Origin of the sequence: Enterobacter cloacae complex sp. P12RS, assembly GCF_014895875.1 — a bacterium.
GTDB lineage: Bacteria > Pseudomonadota > Gammaproteobacteria > Enterobacterales > Enterobacteriaceae > Enterobacter > Enterobacter bugandensis.
Genome location: NZ_JADBQO010000039.1, coordinates 1 through 16,329, shown reverse-complemented (window position 1 = coordinate 16,329; position 16,329 = coordinate 1). Strand labels below are relative to the sequence as shown.

16 protein-coding genes are annotated in these 16,329 nt (G+C 55.9%); 13 read left to right on the top strand and 3 right to left on the bottom strand.

The features are described from left to right. The first annotated feature begins 24 nt into the window (after positions 1-24). The 7 genes from ubiE to tatD all read left to right on the top strand — a co-directional run bounded on the left by ubiE (position 25) and on the right by tatD (position 5,510). Positions 25-780, top strand: a complete 756-nt coding sequence (gene ubiE, locus IM284_RS18910) for a bifunctional demethylmenaquinone methyltransferase/2-methoxy-6-polyprenyl-1,4-benzoquinol methylase UbiE (RefSeq protein WP_028014779.1) — start codon at positions 25-27, stop codon at positions 778-780. A 13-nt stretch (positions 781-793) separates the two neighbouring features. After that, complete coding sequence (ubiJ, locus tag IM284_RS18905; RefSeq protein WP_028014778.1) at positions 794-1,399, top strand: ubiquinone biosynthesis protein UbiJ; 606 nt, start codon at positions 794-796, stop codon at positions 1,397-1,399. Further along, positions 1,396-3,036: a ubiquinone biosynthesis regulatory protein kinase UbiB gene (ubiB, locus tag IM284_RS18900; protein WP_028014777.1), complete on the top strand. Its 1,641-nt coding sequence runs from the start codon at positions 1,396-1,398 to the stop codon at positions 3,034-3,036. Before ubiJ ends, ubiB begins: the two co-directional genes overlap by 4 nt. 76 nt (positions 3,037-3,112) lie before the next feature. Then, positions 3,113-3,367, top strand: a complete 255-nt coding sequence (gene tatA, locus IM284_RS18895; RefSeq protein WP_013099238.1) for a Sec-independent protein translocase subunit TatA — start codon at positions 3,113-3,115, stop codon at positions 3,365-3,367. A gap of 3 nt (positions 3,368-3,370) precedes the next feature. Beyond that, positions 3,371-3,913: a Sec-independent protein translocase protein TatB gene (gene tatB, locus IM284_RS18890; protein ID WP_028014776.1), complete on the top strand. Its 543-nt coding sequence runs from the start codon at positions 3,371-3,373 to the stop codon at positions 3,911-3,913. Positions 3,914-3,915: 2 nt separating this feature from the next. Next, positions 3,916-4,686 (top strand): Sec-independent protein translocase subunit TatC, encoded by a 771-nt coding sequence (tatC, locus tag IM284_RS18885; protein WP_028014775.1) that lies wholly within the window; start codon positions 3,916-3,918, stop codon positions 4,684-4,686. Between the two features lie 41 nt (positions 4,687-4,727). Beyond that, positions 4,728-5,510, top strand: a complete 783-nt coding sequence (gene tatD, locus IM284_RS18880; protein ID WP_047366708.1) for a 3'-5' ssDNA/RNA exonuclease TatD — start codon at positions 4,728-4,730, stop codon at positions 5,508-5,510. Here the strand turns inward: tatD and rfaH are convergent. Beyond that, positions 5,507-5,998 carry a transcription/translation regulatory transformer protein RfaH gene (gene rfaH, locus IM284_RS18875; RefSeq protein ID WP_047366709.1) on the bottom strand — a complete coding sequence of 164 codons (492 nt, stop codon included), beginning with the start codon at positions 5,996-5,998 and terminating at the stop codon, positions 5,507-5,509. The two genes, tatD and rfaH, sit on opposite strands and share 4 nt — an antisense overlap. A 170-nt stretch (positions 5,999-6,168) precedes the next feature. On the opposite strand from rfaH, the gene ubiD reads away from it, so the two are divergent. Next, the gene (gene ubiD, locus IM284_RS18870; protein ID WP_028014773.1) at positions 6,169-7,662 is read left to right on the top strand and encodes a 4-hydroxy-3-polyprenylbenzoate decarboxylase; all 1,494 of its coding nucleotides are present in this window, start codon (positions 6,169-6,171) and stop codon (positions 7,660-7,662) included. 42 nt (positions 7,663-7,704) lie between these two features. Beyond that, positions 7,705-8,406, top strand: a complete 702-nt coding sequence (gene fre, locus IM284_RS18865) for an NAD(P)H-flavin reductase (RefSeq protein WP_028014772.1) — start codon at positions 7,705-7,707, stop codon at positions 8,404-8,406. A 182-nt stretch (positions 8,407-8,588) separates the two neighbouring features. Here fre and fadA read toward each other — a convergent pair whose 3' ends face one another. Both fadA and fadB read right to left on the bottom strand, forming a co-directional pair. Then, positions 8,589-9,752 (bottom strand): acetyl-CoA C-acyltransferase FadA, encoded by a 1,164-nt coding sequence (gene fadA / locus IM284_RS18860; RefSeq protein ID WP_008501515.1) that lies wholly within the window; start codon positions 9,750-9,752, stop codon positions 8,589-8,591. Between the two features lie 9 nt (positions 9,753-9,761). After that, positions 9,762-11,951 carry a fatty acid oxidation complex subunit alpha FadB gene (gene fadB / locus IM284_RS18855; RefSeq protein WP_045260977.1) on the bottom strand — a complete coding sequence of 730 codons (2,190 nt, stop codon included), beginning with the start codon at positions 11,949-11,951 and terminating at the stop codon, positions 9,762-9,764. Positions 11,952-12,141: 190 nt separating this feature from the next. On the opposite strand from fadB, the gene pepQ reads away from it, so the two are divergent. From pepQ to hemG, 4 genes are read left to right on the top strand one after another with little or no spacing between them, the layout of a single operon-like run. Then, positions 12,142-13,473: a Xaa-Pro dipeptidase gene (gene pepQ, locus IM284_RS18850; protein ID WP_028014769.1), complete on the top strand. Its 1,332-nt coding sequence runs from the start codon at positions 12,142-12,144 to the stop codon at positions 13,471-13,473. Further along, a complete protein-coding gene (locus IM284_RS18845; RefSeq protein ID WP_041911843.1) occupies positions 13,473-14,087 on the top strand; it encodes an IMPACT family protein in 615 nt (204 codons plus the stop codon). The genes pepQ and IM284_RS18845 overlap by 1 nt, the downstream gene beginning before the upstream one ends. 40 nt (positions 14,088-14,127) lie before the next feature. Beyond that, positions 14,128-15,579, top strand: coding sequence for a Trk system potassium transporter TrkH (gene trkH, locus IM284_RS18840; RefSeq protein WP_013099227.1), 1,452 nt, complete (start codon positions 14,128-14,130; stop codon positions 15,577-15,579). Positions 15,580-15,589: 10 nt separating this feature from the next. Beyond that, positions 15,590-16,135: a menaquinone-dependent protoporphyrinogen IX dehydrogenase gene (gene hemG, locus IM284_RS18835; protein ID WP_028014767.1), complete on the top strand. Its 546-nt coding sequence runs from the start codon at positions 15,590-15,592 to the stop codon at positions 16,133-16,135. The last annotated feature ends 194 nt before the right edge of the window (positions 16,136-16,329 follow it).

Sequence of the window (16,329 nt, the reverse complement as noted above, 5' to 3'; positions counted from 1 at the left end):
TTTGACTGATTAGCAGGCTCTGAGATGGTTGACGATTCACAAGACACGACGCACTTTGGCTTTCAGACTGTAGCCAAAGCGCAGAAAGCTGACATGGTGGCCCACGTATTTCATTCCGTGGCGGCGAAGTACGATGTGATGAATGACTTGATGTCGTTCGGCATTCATCGCTTGTGGAAGCGCTTCACCATCGACTGCAGCGGTGTGCGTCGTGGACAAACGGTTCTCGATCTGGCTGGCGGTACGGGCGATCTGACGGCGAAATTCTCCCGTCTGGTGGGCGAAACCGGTCGCGTTGTACTGGCTGATATTAATGACTCCATGCTTAAAATGGGACGCGAAAAGCTGCGTAACATCGGCGTGGTGGGTAACGTGGAATACGTGCAGGCCAACGCCGAAGCGCTGCCGTTCCCGGACAATACTTTTGACTGCATCACGATTTCCTTCGGTCTGCGTAACGTCACCGATAAAGAAAAAGCACTGCGTTCCATGTACCGCGTGCTGAAGCCGGGTGGACGCCTGCTGGTGCTCGAGTTCTCTAAACCGATTATCGACCCGCTGAGCAAAGCCTACGACGCATATTCCTTCCACGTGCTGCCGCGTATTGGCGAACTGGTGGCAAACGACGCGGAAAGCTATCGCTATCTGGCGGAATCAATTCGCATGCATCCGGATCAGGACACCTTAAAAGCCATGATGCAGGATGCGGAATTTGAGAACGTTGAGTACTTCAACATGACGGCGGGTGTCGTCGCGCTGCATCGCGGTTACAAATTCTGAGTGGAGGTGTCCCGTGCCCTTTAAACCCTTAGTCACCGCAGGCATCGAGAATGTGCTGAATGCCTTCCTGTATCGCGCTCCGGCGCTGAAAGCCGCACGTCAGCGGCTAAACGGGAAGGTACTGCGCATTGTGTTAAAAGAGTTCTCGACGCCGCTCGTGCTGGTGTTCAGCGAACGTCAGCTTGACGTTCTGGGTGAGTGGGAAGGTGAAGCTGATTGCTCGGTCATTACCCATATGAGCGTGCTGCCAAAACTGCGCGATCGCCAGCAATTAACGGCGCTTATCCGCAGCGGTGAGCTGGAAGTGGAAGGCGACATCCAGGTCGTGCAGAACTTCGTTGCGCTCAGCGATCTGGCTGAGTTTGACCCGGCAGAGCTGCTGGCGCCTTTTATTGGCGACATCGCCGCTGAAGGGATCGGGAAAGTTATTCATGGCGGCACGGCGTTCCTGCGCAAAAATCTGCAACGCCAACAGCGTTATGCCGCAGAAGTGCTGACCGAAGAGTGGCGCATGGCGCCCGGGCCGCTGGAAGTTGCGTGGTTCGCAGAAGAGACGGCCGCGGTTGAACGTGCGGTTGATGCCCTAAGCAAACGGCTGGAAAAACTGGAGGGCAAATGACGCCTGGTGAAATTCGGCGCCTCTATTTTATCATCCACACCTTTTTGAGTTACGGGCTCGACGAGCTCATCCCCAAAATGCGTATCACGCTGCCGCTCAGGATCTGGCGGCGGACGCTGTTCTGGATGCCAAATCGCCATAAAGGTCAGCCGCTGGGTGAACGCCTGCGTCTGGCGCTGCAGGAGCTCGGCCCGGTATGGATTAAGTTCGGACAGATGCTCTCAACTCGCCGCGATCTCTTCCCGCCGCACATTGCCGATGAACTGGCGATGCTGCAGGACCGTGTCGCCCCGTTTGACGGGGTGAGAGCGAAGAAACAGATCGAGGAGGCGATGGGTAACCTTCCCGTTGAAACCTGGTTTGACGATTTCGAAATAGAACCGCTGGCGTCGGCTTCTATCGCTCAGGTGCACACTGCGCGTCTGAAAGAGAACGGCAAAGAGGTGGTGATCAAGGTGATCCGCCCGGATATCCTGCCGATCATCAAAGCCGACATGAAGCTAATTTATCGTCTGGCGCGCTGGGTTCCGCGTCTGCTGCCGGACGGCCGTCGACTGCGCCCGATGGAAGTGGTGCGGGAATATGAAAAAACGCTGATTGATGAGCTTAATCTGCTGCGTGAATCGGCAAACGCCATTCAGCTGCGCCGCAATTTTGAAAACAGCCCGATGCTCTACGTGCCTGAAGTCTATTCAGACTATTGCAGCCAGAACATGATGGTCATGGAGCGCATCTACGGTATTCCGGTTTCGGATGTGGTGGCCCTGGAGAAGCAGGGAACGAACATGAAGCTGCTGGCCGAACGTGGCGTGCAGGTCTTCTTTACCCAGGTATTCCGCGACAGTTTTTTCCATGCGGACATGCATCCGGGCAATATCTTCGTGAGCTATGAGCATCCTGAGGATCCGAAATACATCGGTATCGACTGCGGAATTGTGGGCTCGCTGAATAAAGAAGATAAACGTTATCTGGCTGAGAACTTCATCGCCTTCTTCAACCGCGACTACCGTAAGGTGGCCGAGCTGCATGTGGATTCCGGCTGGGTTCCGCCAGACACCAACGTCGAAGAGTTCGAGTTTGCTATCCGTACCGTTTGCGAACCGATTTTTGAAAAACCGCTGGCAGAGATCTCTTTTGGACACGTGCTGTTAAACCTGTTCAATACGGCCCGCCGCTTTAATATGGAAGTTCAGCCACAGTTAGTTTTACTTCAGAAAACATTACTTTACGTTGAGGGTGTAGGTCGACAACTCTATCCTCAGTTAGACTTGTGGAAGACGGCTAAACCTTTCCTGGAATCCTGGATTAAGGATCAGGTTGGCCTTCCAGCGCTGGTGCGTTCGCTGAAAGAGAAAGGACCGTTCTGGATCGAAAAAATGCCTGAAATTCCTGAACTGGTTTACGACAGTTTGCGTCAGAGCAAGAATCTTCAGCACAGCATGGATAAAATCGCCCGCGAGCTTCAGTCCAGCCGTGTGCGCCAGGGACAGTCACGCTACCTCTTTGGCATTGGCGCAACGCTGCTGCTGAGCGGTACGTTGCTGCTGATCAACCGTCCTGACTGGCAGATGATGCCCGCCTGGCTGATGGCTGGCGGGGTTGTTGTCTGGCTTGCAGGATGGAGAAAAACGCGCTGAGTTTGCATCGCCATCGACAGGTCGCATACGTATAATGCGACCTGACCAATTAATCATCTATCCCTGAGGAATATGTATGGGTGGTATCAGTATCTGGCAATTAGTCATTATTGCCGTCATCGTTGTGCTGCTGTTTGGCACCAAAAAGCTCGGTTCTATTGGTTCCGATCTGGGCGCGTCTATCAAAGGCTTCAAGAAAGCAATGAGCGATGATGAGAGCAAGCAGGATAAAACCAGCCAGGACGCTGACTTTACTGCTAAATCCATCTCCGATAAGCAAGAAGATGCCAAAAAGGAAGACGCTAAACGCCACGATAAAGAGCAGGTGTAAGTCGTGTTCGACATTGGTTTTAGTGAGCTGCTGCTGGTCTTTGTGATTGGTCTGATCGTGCTGGGGCCGCAGCGTCTGCCGGTAGCGGTGAAAACCGTCGTGGGCTGGGTTCGAGCGCTAAGATCGCTGGCTTCGACCGTTCAGAACGAGCTGGCGCAGGAACTTAAGCTGCAGGAATTTCAGGAAAGCCTGAAAAAGGTTGAGAAGGCGAGCATGGATAACCTGACGCCGGAACTGAAAGCCTCAATGGATGAGTTGCGCGAAGCGGCGGAATCCATGAAGCGCTCTTACAGCGTTAACGATCCTGAAAAAGCGAGCGATGAAGCGAACACTATTCATAACCCGGTGGTGAAGGACAGCGAAGCGCAGCGTGAGGGCGTGACGCCAGCGAGTGCGGAGCACCAGGCCGCAGCGCCTGAACAAACGCCGCAGGAAACTGAACTGAAAAAACAGGCGCAGCCGGAAGAGCCGGTGGTAAAAGCGGCTGAAGCGAAACCCGCCGCGCCCGTTTCCGAATCATCCCCCTCGTCGAGTGATAAAGCGTAACTATGGCAGTAGATGATACTCAACCGCTTATTACGCACCTTATTGAGCTGCGTAAGCGCCTGTTAAACTGCATTATTGCGGTATTCCTCATATTCCTGTGCCTGGTCTATTTCGCCAACGATATTTATCAGGTGGTTTCTGCGCCGCTGATCAAGCAGATGCCGCTGGGGGCAACGATGATTGCAACAGACGTTGCATCACCGTTTTTCACCCCTATTAAGCTCACCTTCTGGGTGTCGTTGATTGCGTCTGCACCCGTCATCCTTTATCAGGTATGGGCATTTGTGGCGCCAGCACTGTACAGGCACGAACGTAAACTGGTGATCCCGCTGCTGGTCTCCAGTTCGCTGCTGTTCTATATCGGCATGGCGTTTGCCTACTTCGTTGTCTTCCCGCTGGCCTTTGGCTTCCTGACGCATACCGCGCCGGAAGGGGTTCAGGTATCGACGGATATCGCCAGCTACCTCAGCTTTGTGATGGCGCTGTTTATGGCGTTCGGTGTGGCGTTTGAAGTGCCGGTGGCCATTGTGCTGCTCTGCTGGGTTGGGGTAACCACCCCTGATGACCTGCGTAAGAAGCGTCCCTATATTCTGGTGGGCGCCTTCGTAGTCGGCATGCTGCTGACGCCGCCGGACGTCTTCTCACAAACGCTGCTGGCAATACCGATGTACTGCCTGTTTGAGGTTGGCGTATTCTTCTCGCGTTTCTACGTGGGAAAAGGACGCCGGTCGGACGATGAAGACGATGCGTCCGAAAAGACCACTGAAGAGTAAAACCAGCCGCCCGTCAGGGCGGTTGTTCTATGGGGAATCGCATGTTTGATATCGGACTCAACCTGACCAGCTCGCAGTTTGCGAAAGATCGTGACGAGGTGGTTGCGCGTGCTTTTGAGGCTGGCGTAAAAGGGCTGCTCCTGACCGGGACCAACCTGCATGAGAGCGAGCAGGCGCTGCTGCTGGCGCAACGCTATCAACACTGCTGGTCAACCGCCGGCGTCCACCCTCATGACAGCAGCCAGTGGACGGCGGAGAGCGCAGAAACCCTGCGCACGCTGGCAAAAACGGCAGAGGTGGTGGCTATTGGCGAGTGCGGGCTCGATTTTAACCGCAACTTCTCCACGCCTAAAGAACAGGAAAAGGCGTTCACTGCCCAGCTTGCGCTGGCGGCAGAGCTTGAAATGCCCGTCTTTATGCACTGTCGCGACGCGCATGAACGTTTTCTCGCACTGCTGGACCCGTGGCTGGATAAACTGCCCGGCGCAGTGCTCCACTGCTTCACCGGGTCTCGCCAGGAAGCGCTGGATTGCCTGAACCGCGGTTTGTATCTGGGGATCACCGGTTGGGTGTGTGATGAGCGCCGCGGGCTTGAGCTTCGCGAGCTGCTGCCGATAATCCCGGCAGACCGTTTGCTTCTTGAAACCGATGCGCCATACCTGCTGCCGCGAGATATGAAGCCCAAACCGGCATCGCGGCGAAACGAGCCCGCCTTGCTGGGGCACATTGTTGAGCGCGTAGCGCACTGGCGCGGAGAGGATCCGCACTGGCTTTCCGCGCAGACGGATGACAACGTGCGTCGCCTGTTCGGGATAAACGTTTAAACTTTGCGGAAGTCGGTGTTTTTCACGCTCTGCAGCACCTGCTTGTTCAGCAGATTGAGCAACAGCATGGAGCGCGCCTCACCGTCCGGCTCGGCGAAAATCGCCTGCAGGCCTTCGAATGCGCCTTCGGTAATGACGACGCTATCACCCGCGTAAGGGGTTTCCGGGTCGGTGATCCCTTCAGGCTGTTGATAAACAGACAGCTGATGAATGACGGTCGACGGAACGATTGCCGGGTGGGCACCAAAACGAACGAAGTGGCTGACGCCGCGCGTTGCGCTGATGGTAGTGGTGTGGATCACCTCAGGGTCGAACTCCACGAACAGATAGTTCGGGAATAAAGGCTCACTGACGGTTGTGCGCTTCCCGCGCTGCATTTTTTCAAGCGTGATCACGGGTGTCAGACAATTTACAGACTGACGTTCAAGATGTTCCTGCGCGCGCTGAAGTTGCCCGCGTTTGCAATACAGTAAATACCAGGCCTGCATAATCACTCTTTCCCTTAGTTCGGGGCGCAAGCATATCAAAACCCTGGAGGGATCGCTAAGTTGATTATAATGGGGGAAATTCGAACACAGCGGATAAGTTCACGCTAATTTAACAAAATTACAGCATCAAGCAGGCTTACGCCGTATAATGAAGCGCTTACAGAGAGGCCATGACTAACTGCATGAAATACCACGATCTCCGCGACTTCCTGACGCTGCTGGAAAAGCAGGGTGAACTGAAACGCATTACACTTCCTGTTGATCCTTATCTGGAAATGACAGAAATTGCTGACCGCACCCTGCGTGCCGGTGGCCCTGCATTACTGTTTGAAAATCCAAAAGGTTACTCAATGCCGGTGCTGTGCAACCTGTTTGGCACCCCGCGTCGTGTCGCGCTGGGAATGGGGCAGGAAGACGTTACCGCGCTGCGTGAAGTGGGGAAACTGCTGGCATTTCTGAAAGAGCCTGAGCCACCGAAAGGTTTCCGCGATCTGTTCGATAAGCTGCCGCAGTTTAAGCAGGTGTTGAACATGCCCACCAAACGCCTGCGCGGCGCGCCGTGTCAGCAGAAAGTGCTGGAAGGCGATGCGGTGGATCTCACCAAAATCCCTATCATGCAGTGCTGGCCTGAAGATGCTGCGCCGCTGATAACCTGGGGCCTGACCGTGACGCGCGGACCGCATAAAGAGCGGCAAAACCTCGGTATTTATCGCCAGCAGCTAATTGGCAAGAATAAGCTCATCATGCGCTGGCTGTCGCACCGCGGCGGCGCGCTGGATTTCCAGGAGTGGTGTGCTGCACATCCGGGTGAACGGTTCCCGGTGTCTGTCGCGTTAGGTGCCGATCCGGCCACCATTCTGGGGGCGGTCACGCCCGTACCGGATACGCTCTCTGAATATGCGTTTGCTGGCCTGCTGCGCGGGACTAAAACCGAGGTCGTGAAGTGTATCTCCAACGATCTCGAAGTGCCGGCCAGCGCCGAAATTGTGCTGGAAGGTTACATTGAGCAGGGTGAAATGGCGCCAGAAGGCCCATACGGCGACCATACCGGCTATTACAACGAAGTGGATAACTTCCCGGTGTTTACCGTCACGCATGTTACTCAGCGTGAAGATGCGATTTATCACTCCACCTATACTGGCCGCCCACCGGATGAACCGGCGGTGCTCGGCGTGGCGCTGAACGAAGTATTTGTGCCGATCCTGCAAAAGCAGTTCCCGGAAATCGTTGATTTTTATCTGCCGCCTGAAGGATGCTCGTATCGCATGGCGGTGGTCACGATGAAGAAGCAGTATCCCGGACATGCTAAACGCGTGATGATGGGCGTATGGTCTTTCCTGCGCCAGTTTATGTATACCAAATTTGTTATTGTCTGCGATGATGACGTTAACGCCCGTGACTGGAACGACGTTATCTGGGCGATAACCACGCGAATGGATCCTGCGCGTGATACGGTGTTAGTCGAAAATACGCCGATAGATTATCTGGATTTTGCCTCGCCGGTTTCCGGTCTTGGCTCCAAGATGGGACTGGATGCCACAAATAAATGGCCTGGCGAAACCGACCGTGAATGGGGTCGCCCGATCAAAAAAGATCCTGCTGTGACCGCGCGAATTGACGCGATCTGGGACGAACTGGCCATAATGAATAACGGTAAACCCTGAGCTGACCGTTAAGCCCTATAGACTTCCCGACAGAGAGAGCGAATGACAACCTTAAGCTGTAAAGTGACGTCGGTAGATGCTATTACCGACACCGTATATCGCGTCCGTTTGGTTCCTGAAGCGGCATTCTCATTCCGTGCCGGCCAGTACCTGATGGTGGTGATGGATGAGCGTGATAAGCGTCCTTTCTCTATGGCCTCTACGCCAGCAGAGCAGGAATTTATTGAGCTGCATATTGGTGCGTCTGAGCTTAACCTGTACGCGATGGCCGTGATGGACCGCATCCTGAAAGAGCGTGAGATTGTGGTCGACATTCCTCACGGCGACGCGTGGTTGCGTGATGACGAAGACCGTCCGCTGATTCTGATCGCGGGCGGTACGGGCTTCTCCTATGTGCGCTCTATTCTGTTGACCGCGCTGGCGCGTAATCCAGACCGTGACATCACCATCTACTGGGGCGGCCGTGAAGAGAAGCACCTGTACGACCTGTCTGAACTGGAAGCGCTGAGCGTTAACCATCCTAACCTGCGCATTGAGCCAGTGGTCGAGCAGCCGGAAGAGGGCTGGCGTGGACGTAGCGGGACGGTGCTGACGGCGGTACTGCAGGATCACGGCACGCTGGCGGGACATGATATCTACATTGCAGGCCGTTTCGAGATGGCGAAAATTGCCCGCGACCTGTTCTGTAACGAACGCGATGCGCGTGAAGATCGCCTGTTTGGCGATGCGTTTGCCTTCATTTAAATAAAAAACCCGCCCCTGACAGGCGGGAAGAACGGCAACTAAACTGTCTCTCTTCGCCAATGACGCCATAACTGCGTTGGCTGCGCTCGTTCACCCGAATCACTTACTAATGTAAGCTCATCGGGATTCGCTCGCTTGCCGCCTTGTTCTGACGTCATTGGCTTTGAGATACTTTTCCTTACTTACACTCTCTCAAACACCGTCGCGATACCCTGACCCAGGCCGATACACATCGTTGCCAGACCAAACTGGGCATCTTTGCGTTCCATCAGGTTAATCAGCGTCGTGCTGATACGCGCCCCGGAACAGCCCAGCGGGTGACCGAGGGCGATCGCGCCGCCGTTGAGGTTAATCTTCTCGTCGATCTGCTCCATCAGCCCCAGATCTTTAATGCACGGCAGGATCTGCGCGGCAAACGCTTCGTTCATCTCGAACAGATCGATATCGCTGGCAGTTAAGCCCGCTTTTTTCAGCGCCAGCTTCGAGGCCGGAACCGGGCCGTAACCCATGATTGAAGGATCGCAGCCCACCACCGCCATCGAACGCACGCGAGCGCGTGGCGTCAGGCCCAGCTCGCGGGCGCGGCTTTCGCTCATCACCAGCATCGCGGCGGCACCGTCGGACAGCGCCGACGACGTCCCTGCCGTTACCGTACCGGTGACCGGATCAAATGCCGGACGCAGGGTAGAAAGCGCTTCGACCGTCGTTTCCGGACGAATGACTTCGTCGTAGCTGAACTGCTTCAGTACGCCGTCTGCATCGTGGCCCCCGGTCGGGATGATCTCATTCTTGAAGGCACCGGACTGCGTGGCGGCCCAGGCGCGGGCGTGAGAGCGCGCGGCAAAAGCATCCTGCATTTCACGACTGATGCCGTGCAGGCGGGAGAGCATCTCGGCGGTCAGGCCCATCATGCCTGCGGCTTTCGCCACGTTGCGGCTCATGCCCGGATGGAAATCGACCCCGTGGCTCATCGGCACGTGGCCCATGTGTTCAACGCCGCCGACCAGACAGGCCTGCGCATCGCCGGTCATGATCATGCGCGCCGCGTCGTGCAGGGCCTGCATCGACGAACCGCACAGGCGGTTGACGGTAACGGCCGGAACCGAATGCGGGATCTCCGCCAGCAGCGACGCGTTGCGGGCGATGTTGAAGCCCTGCTCCAGCGTTTGCTGCACGCAGCCCCAGTAGATATCGTCGAGCGCTGCTGGGTCCAGCGCCGGGTTACGCGCCAGCAGGCTACGCATCAGGTGCGCGGAGAGGTCTTCCGCGCGCACGTTACGGAACGCACCGCCTTTTGAACGGCCCATCGGGGTGCGAATCGCATCAACAATGACAACCTTTTCCATTGTGACTCCTTAAGCCGTTTTCAGCGCACCAACCGGACGGGCTGGTTCAACTGCTGGATAGTAGGGTTCGTTATGGCGCGCTTTGTTACGCAGCCCTTCCGGCACTTCATAAAGCGGGCCGAGGTGCTGATACTGCTGCGCCATATCGAGATAGCGGGCGCTGCCGAGCGTATCCAGCCAGCGGAACGCGCCGCCGTGGAACGGAGGGAAGCCCAGGCCATATACCAACGCCATATCCGCTTCTGCCGGGCTGGCGATAATGCCTTCTTCCAGGCAACGGACCACTTCGTTGATCATCGGAATCATCATGCGGGCAATAATTTCGTCGTCGGTGAAGTCGCGTTTCGGCTGGCATACGTCGGCCAGCAGGCCATCCACCGCCGCATCTTCTTCTTTCTTCGGTTTGCCTTTGCTGTCTTCTTTATAACGCCAGAAGCCCAGGCCGTTTTTCTGTCCGAAGCGGTTGGCGTCAAAGAGGGCGTCAATGGCATCGCGATAATCTTTCTGCATGCGCTGCGGGAAGCCCGCCGCCATGACGGCCTGCGCGTGGTGGGCGGTATCAATGCCGACGACGTCCAGCAGATACGCCGGGCCCATCGGCCAGCCGAACTGTTTTTCCATTACTTTGTCGATTTTGCGGAAGTCCGCGCCGTCGCGCAGCAGCTGGCTGAAGCCGGCGAAGTACGGGAACAGCACGCGGTTGACGAAGAAGCCAGGGCAGTCATTAACGACGATCGGCGTTTTACCCATCTTGCTTGCCCACGCCACGACTTTAGCGATGGTTTCGTCAGAGGTTTTTTCTCCACGGATCACTTCGACCAGTGGCATACGGTGTACCGGGTTGAAGAAGTGCATTCCGCAGAAGTTTTCCGGACGCTTCAGCACGCTCGCCAGTTCGCTGATGGGGATGGTGGAGGTGTTTGAGGCCAGGACGGCGTCCGGGCGAACCTTGTCTTCCGTTTCCGCCAGCACCGCTTTTTTGACTTTCGGGTTCTCAACGACCGCTTCAACCACCACGTCCACACGGTCGAAACCGCTGTATTCCAGCACAGGCTGGATGGTTGAGATCACGCCTGCGAGCTTCAGCCCGTCAATTTTTCCGCGCTCAAGCTGTTTATTCAGCAGCTTGGCGGCTTCGGTCATGCCCAGCGTCAGAGATTTCTCGTTGATGTCTTTCATCACTACCGGCACGCCTTTCCAGGCCGACTGGTAAGCGATGCCGCCGCCCATAATACCGGCGCCGAGTACCGCCGCGTGTTTTGGCGTCTCAACGTTTTTGGTCAGCTGTTTGGCTTTGCCCTTCACGAACTGATCGTTGAGGAAGATGCCAACCAGCGCGCGGGCTTCATTGGTGTGCGCCAGTGGAACAAAGCTCTGGTTTTCCAGCTTCAGGGCTTCGTCGCGGCCAAAGCGGGCTGCCGCTTCAATGGTTTTCACCGCCGTGATTGGCGCCGGGTAGTGTTTACCCGCCGTCTGCATCACCATGCCTTTGGCGATGGTGAAGCTCATGGTGGCTTCAATCTTGCTAAGCTTTAACGGCTCCAGCTTCGGCTGGCGTTTGGCTTTCCAGTCGAGGTCGCCGTTAATCGCCTGACGCAGAATAGCGAGTGCACCTTCAACCAGCTTCTCTGGTTTCACGACGCCGTCGACCAGGCCGATTTTCTGCGCCTGTTCTGCACCCACGTCTTTACCGGCGGCAATGATTTCCAGGGCGCTGTCGGCGCCCAGCATGCGCGGCATACGCACGGAACCGCCAAAGCCCGGCATGATGCCCAGCTTGGTTTCCGGCAGGCCGATACGCAGGTCCGGCGTCGCCAGACGGTAGTCGGTCGCCAGCACGCACTCGCAGCCGCCGCCCAGCGCGTAGCCGTTCACGGCAGAGATCGTTGGAACAGGCAGATCTTCCAGACGATTAAAGACGCTGTTGGCAAAGTGCAGCCACTGGCTCAGCTGTTCTTCCGGAACCTGGAACAGCGAGAGGAATTCGGTGATATCGGCACCGACAATAAAGGCCGCTTTGTTAGAACGCAGCAGCAGCCCTTTTAATTCAGATTGCTTTTCAAGTACTTCCAGCGCCTGGCCAAGACTGGCCACCGTCGCGGTATCAAGCTTATTCACTGAGCCGGGGGCATCGAACACCAGTTCGGCAATGCCATCTTCCAGCCAGTTGAGGTACAGGGTGTCGCCTTTGTAAAGCATGTCAGTCTCCTGAATCCAGCAAGTGGATCTGGTCATACCAGATGAGACGGAGTGTGGAATTTATGTTAATAAAATGCAAATTACTCATTAAGAAATTGCTGCGTTGATCACGGTCGGTGGAAATCACGCAGCCGGAGTGAGGTGTGCTAAGATGCGATGACTTGAGGTCAAAAAAACGAAAGGAAGAATGATGGACTCACTGGCTTCGCTTTATAAAAATCATATCGTTACCCTACAGGAACGTACCCGCGATGTACTGGCCCGCTTCAAGCTGGATGCTCTTCTGATCCACTCCGGCGAGCTGATGAATACTTTTCTTGATGACCACGCCTATCCGTTTAAGGTTAACCCGCAGTTTAAAGCCTGGGTGCCGGTGACACAGGTTCCGAATTGCTGGCTTCTGGTGGACGGCGTGAACAAGCCGAAACTGTGGTTCTACCTGCCGGTTGATTACTGGCACAACGTTGAACCGCTGCCGACCTCTTTCTGGACCGAAGAAATTGAGGTGATCGCCCTGCCAAAAGCGGACGGCATTGGCAGCCAGCTGCCAGCGGCGCGCGGCAACATCGGCTACATTGGCCCTGTACCTGAACGTGCGCTCGGTCTGGATATTCCGGCAGACAAACTCAATCCGAAAGGCGTGCTGGATTACCTGCACTATTACCGCGCGTATAAAACCGACTATGAACTCTACTGCATGCGTGAAGCGCAAAAAACGGCGGTGAATGGTCACCGCGCCGCGCACGAAGCGTTCCAGTCAGGCATGAGCGAGTTCGACATCAACCTGGCCTACCTGACCGCAACCGGTCATCGTGACACCGACGTACCGTACAGCAACATCGTCGCGCTGAATGAGCATGCGTCTGTTCTCCACTACACCAAACTGGATCATCAGGTTCCGTCTGAGATGCGCAGCTTCCTGCTGGACGCAGGCGCAGAGTACAACGGCTATGCGGCCGATCTGACCCGCACCTGGGCGGCGAATGCGGATACCGATTTTGCGCAGCTTATTAAGGACGTAAACGACGAACAGCTGGCGTTGATTGGCACCATGAAGGCCGGAACCAGCTACGTGGATTACCACATCCAGTTCCATCAGCGCATTGCTAAACTGCTGCGTAAGCATCAGATTGTGAAAGACATGAGCGAAGAGGCGATGGTCGAAAACGACCTGACTGGACCATTCATGCCGCACGGTATCGGCCACCCGCTGGGCCTGCAGGTTCACGACGTTGCGGGCTTCATGCAGGATGATACCGGTACGCACCTGGCGGCACCGTCTAAATATCCTTACCTGCGCTGCACCCGTATTCTTGAGCCGCGCATGGTATTGACCATCGAGCCGGGGATCTACTTTATTGAATCCCTGCTGGCGCCGTGGCGTGAAGGGCAGTTCAGCAAGCACTTCAACTGGGAAAAAATCGACGCGCTGAAACCGTTTGGCGGCATTCGTATTGAAGATAACGTGGTGGTTCACGAGAACGGTATCGAGAATATGACGCGAGACCTGAAGCTGGCCTGATGGAAAGCTGGCTGATACCGGCTGAACCGGTCACCTTTGTTGAGGAAATCAAGAAAAGCCGCTTTATTACGCTGCTGGCGCACACCGACGGCGTAGAGGCGGCGAAAGCGTTTGTTGAGTCCGTTCGCGCGGAGCACCCTGACGCACGTCACCACTGCGTGGCGTGGGTGGCAGGGCCGCCGGACGATTCGCAACAGCTCGGTTTTTCCGACGACGGTGAACCGGCGGGCACAGCCGGTAAACCCATGCTCTCCCAGCTGATGGGCAGCGGCGTGGGTGAAATTACCGCCGTGGTGGTGCGCTACTACGGCGGCATCCTGTTAGGTACGGGTGGGCTGGTAAAAGCGTATGGCGGCGGCGTTCAGCAGGCACTGAATATCCTGACGACCACCCGCAAAACGCCGCTCACCGAATATACTTTATTGTGCGATTACGCTCAGCTATCGGGCATTGAAACACTGCTCAAACAATTTAACGGCGTGATTGCGCACAGTGATTACCAGGCAATGGTGCAATTACGCGTGGCGCTTCCTCAGGCAGAACTGGCTGCTTTTTCAGCAAAGCTGGCTGATTTCAGTCGCGGTTCGTTGCAATTGCTGCCGATTGAAGAATAATCCCCACCTCACTTTTTGAATACCAAAGGAAGCGGCAGAGATGCATTTTCGTGCCATAACCCGAATCGTTGGACTGCTGGTCATACTCTTTTCGGGGACGATGATTCTCCCTGGACTGGTGGCGCTTATCTACCGGGACGGCGCGGGGCGGGCTTTTACCCAGACCTTCTTTGTCGCGCTGGCGATCGGCTCGCTGCTGTGGTGGCCGAACCGTCGTCAGAAAGGTGAGCTGAAATCTCGCGAAGGCTTTCTGATTGTGGTCCTGTTCTGGACGGTGCTGGGAAGCGTCGGTTCGCTGCCCTTTATCTTCTCTGAGCAGCCTAACCTCAGCATCACGGATGCCTTTTTTGAATCGTTTTCCGGTTTAACGACCACCGGTGCGACGACGCTGGTGGGGCTGGATTCGTTACCCCACGCTATTCTCTTTTATCGCCAGATGCTGCAGTGGTTCGGGGGGATGGGGATCATCGTCCTGGCGGTGGCCATCCTGCCGATTCTGGGCGTCGGGGGGATGCAGCTGTACAGGGCTGAAATGCCGGGGCCGCTGAAAGACAACAAGATGCGTCCACGTATTGCCGAGACGGCGAAAACCCTGTGGCTGATTTATGTTTTGCTGACGGTAGCCTGCGCGCTGGCGCTGTGGTTTGCCGGGATGCCTGCCTTCGATGCTATCGGGCACAGCTTTGCGACAATTGCTATCGGCGGGTTCTCCACCCACGATGCCAGCGTGGGGTACTTCGACAGCCCAACGATTAACACCATCATTGCGATTTTCCTGCTGATCTCCGGCTGTAACTACGGCCTGCACTTCTCTTTACTGAGCGGACGTAGTCTGAAGGTGTACTGGCGCGATCCTGAGTTCCGCATGTTCATTGGCGTCCAGCTTACCCTGGTCGTCATCTGCACCCTGGTGCTGTGGTTCCATGATGTTTACAACTCGGCGCTGACCACGCTCAATCAGGCGTTTTTCCAGGTGGTGTCGATGGCGACGACCGCCGGGTTTACCACGGACAGCATCGCGCGCTGGCCGCTGTTCCTGCCGGTACTTCTGCTGTGCTCCGCGTTTATCGGCGGCTGCGCCGGGTCGACGGGCGGTGGCCTGAAGGTAATTCGTATTCTGCTGCTGTTTAAGCAGGGAAACCGTGAGCTGAAGCGTCTGGTCCACCCGAATGCGGTTTACAGCATTAAGCTGGGGAACCGCGCGCTGCCGGAACGTATCCTCGAAGCGGTGTGGGGGTTCTTCTCGGCGTATGCGCTGGTCTTTATCGTCAGCATGCTGGCTATCATCGCGACGGGAGTGGATGATTTCTCCGCCTTTGCGTCCGTCGTCGCAACACTGAACAACCTCGGGCCTGGCCTGGGGGTTGTGGCGGATAACTTTGCCAGCATGAACCCGGTTGCGAAATGGATCCTTATTGCCAATATGCTGTTTGGTCGTCTTGAGGTCTTTACGCTGCTGGTGCTGTTCACCCCAACATTCTGGCGCGAATAAGGAGCCGTTGATGAAAACACTGATTCTTTTCTCTACGCGAGACGGACAAACGCGTGAGATTGCCGCGTATCTGGCGTCGGAATTAAAAGAGCTGGGCATTTACTCGGATGTGGTGAACCTGAATCGCGCGGAGGAGATTGCCTGGCAGGAGTACGATCGCGTGGTGATTGGCGCCTCCATTCGTTACGGACACTTCCATCCGGCGCTGGATCGCTTTGTGAAGAAGCATACGGCGGTACTCAACACATTGCCGGGCGCGTTTTACTCGGTCAATCTGGTTGCCCGTAAAGCTGAGAAACGTACGCCACAGACCAACAGCTACACGCGCAAGTTTTTGCTCGGCTCGCCGTGGCAGCCAGACCTGTGCGCCGTCTTTGCCGGTGCGCTGCGCTATCCTCGCTACCGCTGGTATGACCGCTTCATGATCCGCCTGATAATGAAGATGACGGGTGGCGAAACCGATACGCGTAAAGAAGTGGTTTATACCGACTGGTCGCAGGTGGCCAGTTTTGCGCGGGAAATTGCCCATTTAGCGGGCGATTCGCGACTTAAATAAGCGTTAAGTTTGAAAAGTGAGCGAACGAAAAGTTTTTTGTATTTTGTGCTTGTCACTTCAGAATAACTCCCTATAATGCGCCTCCACTGACACGGAACAACGGCACACACGCCGCCGGGTCAGCAGAGAAAAGCAAAATAAACGCTTGACTCTGAAGCGGGAAAGCGTAATATGCACACCCCGCGTCGCAGCGA

Excerpts from the sequence above, each read along its gene's own strand:
- fadB (WP_045260977.1), bottom strand. The coding sequence starts at position 11,951 with ATGCTTTACAAAGGCGACACCCTGTACCTCAACTGGCTGGAAGATGGC.
- trkH (WP_013099227.1), top strand. The coding sequence starts at position 14,128 with ATGCATTTTCGTGCCATAACCCGAATCGTTGGACTGCTGGTCATACTC.
- rfaH (WP_047366709.1), bottom strand. The coding sequence starts at position 5,998 with ATGCAGGCCTGGTATTTACTGTATTGCAAACGCGGGCAACTTCAGCGC.
- tatA (WP_013099238.1), top strand. The coding sequence starts at position 3,113 with ATGGGTGGTATCAGTATCTGGCAATTAGTCATTATTGCCGTCATCGTT.
- IM284_RS18845 (WP_041911843.1), top strand. The coding sequence starts at position 13,473 with ATGGAAAGCTGGCTGATACCGGCTGAACCGGTCACCTTTGTTGAGGAA.
- ubiB (WP_028014777.1), top strand. The coding sequence starts at position 1,396 with ATGACGCCTGGTGAAATTCGGCGCCTCTATTTTATCATCCACACCTTT.
- ubiE (WP_028014779.1), top strand. The coding sequence starts at position 25 with ATGGTTGACGATTCACAAGACACGACGCACTTTGGCTTTCAGACTGTA.
- tatD (WP_047366708.1), top strand. The coding sequence starts at position 4,728 with ATGTTTGATATCGGACTCAACCTGACCAGCTCGCAGTTTGCGAAAGAT.
- ubiD (WP_028014773.1), top strand. The coding sequence starts at position 6,169 with ATGACTAACTGCATGAAATACCACGATCTCCGCGACTTCCTGACGCTG.
- tatC (WP_028014775.1), top strand. The coding sequence starts at position 3,916 with ATGGCAGTAGATGATACTCAACCGCTTATTACGCACCTTATTGAGCTG.
- pepQ (WP_028014769.1), top strand. The coding sequence starts at position 12,142 with ATGGACTCACTGGCTTCGCTTTATAAAAATCATATCGTTACCCTACAG.
- hemG (WP_028014767.1), top strand. The coding sequence starts at position 15,590 with ATGAAAACACTGATTCTTTTCTCTACGCGAGACGGACAAACGCGTGAG.
- fre (WP_028014772.1), top strand. The coding sequence starts at position 7,705 with ATGACAACCTTAAGCTGTAAAGTGACGTCGGTAGATGCTATTACCGAC.
- fadA (WP_008501515.1), bottom strand. The coding sequence starts at position 9,752 with ATGGAAAAGGTTGTCATTGTTGATGCGATTCGCACCCCGATGGGCCGT.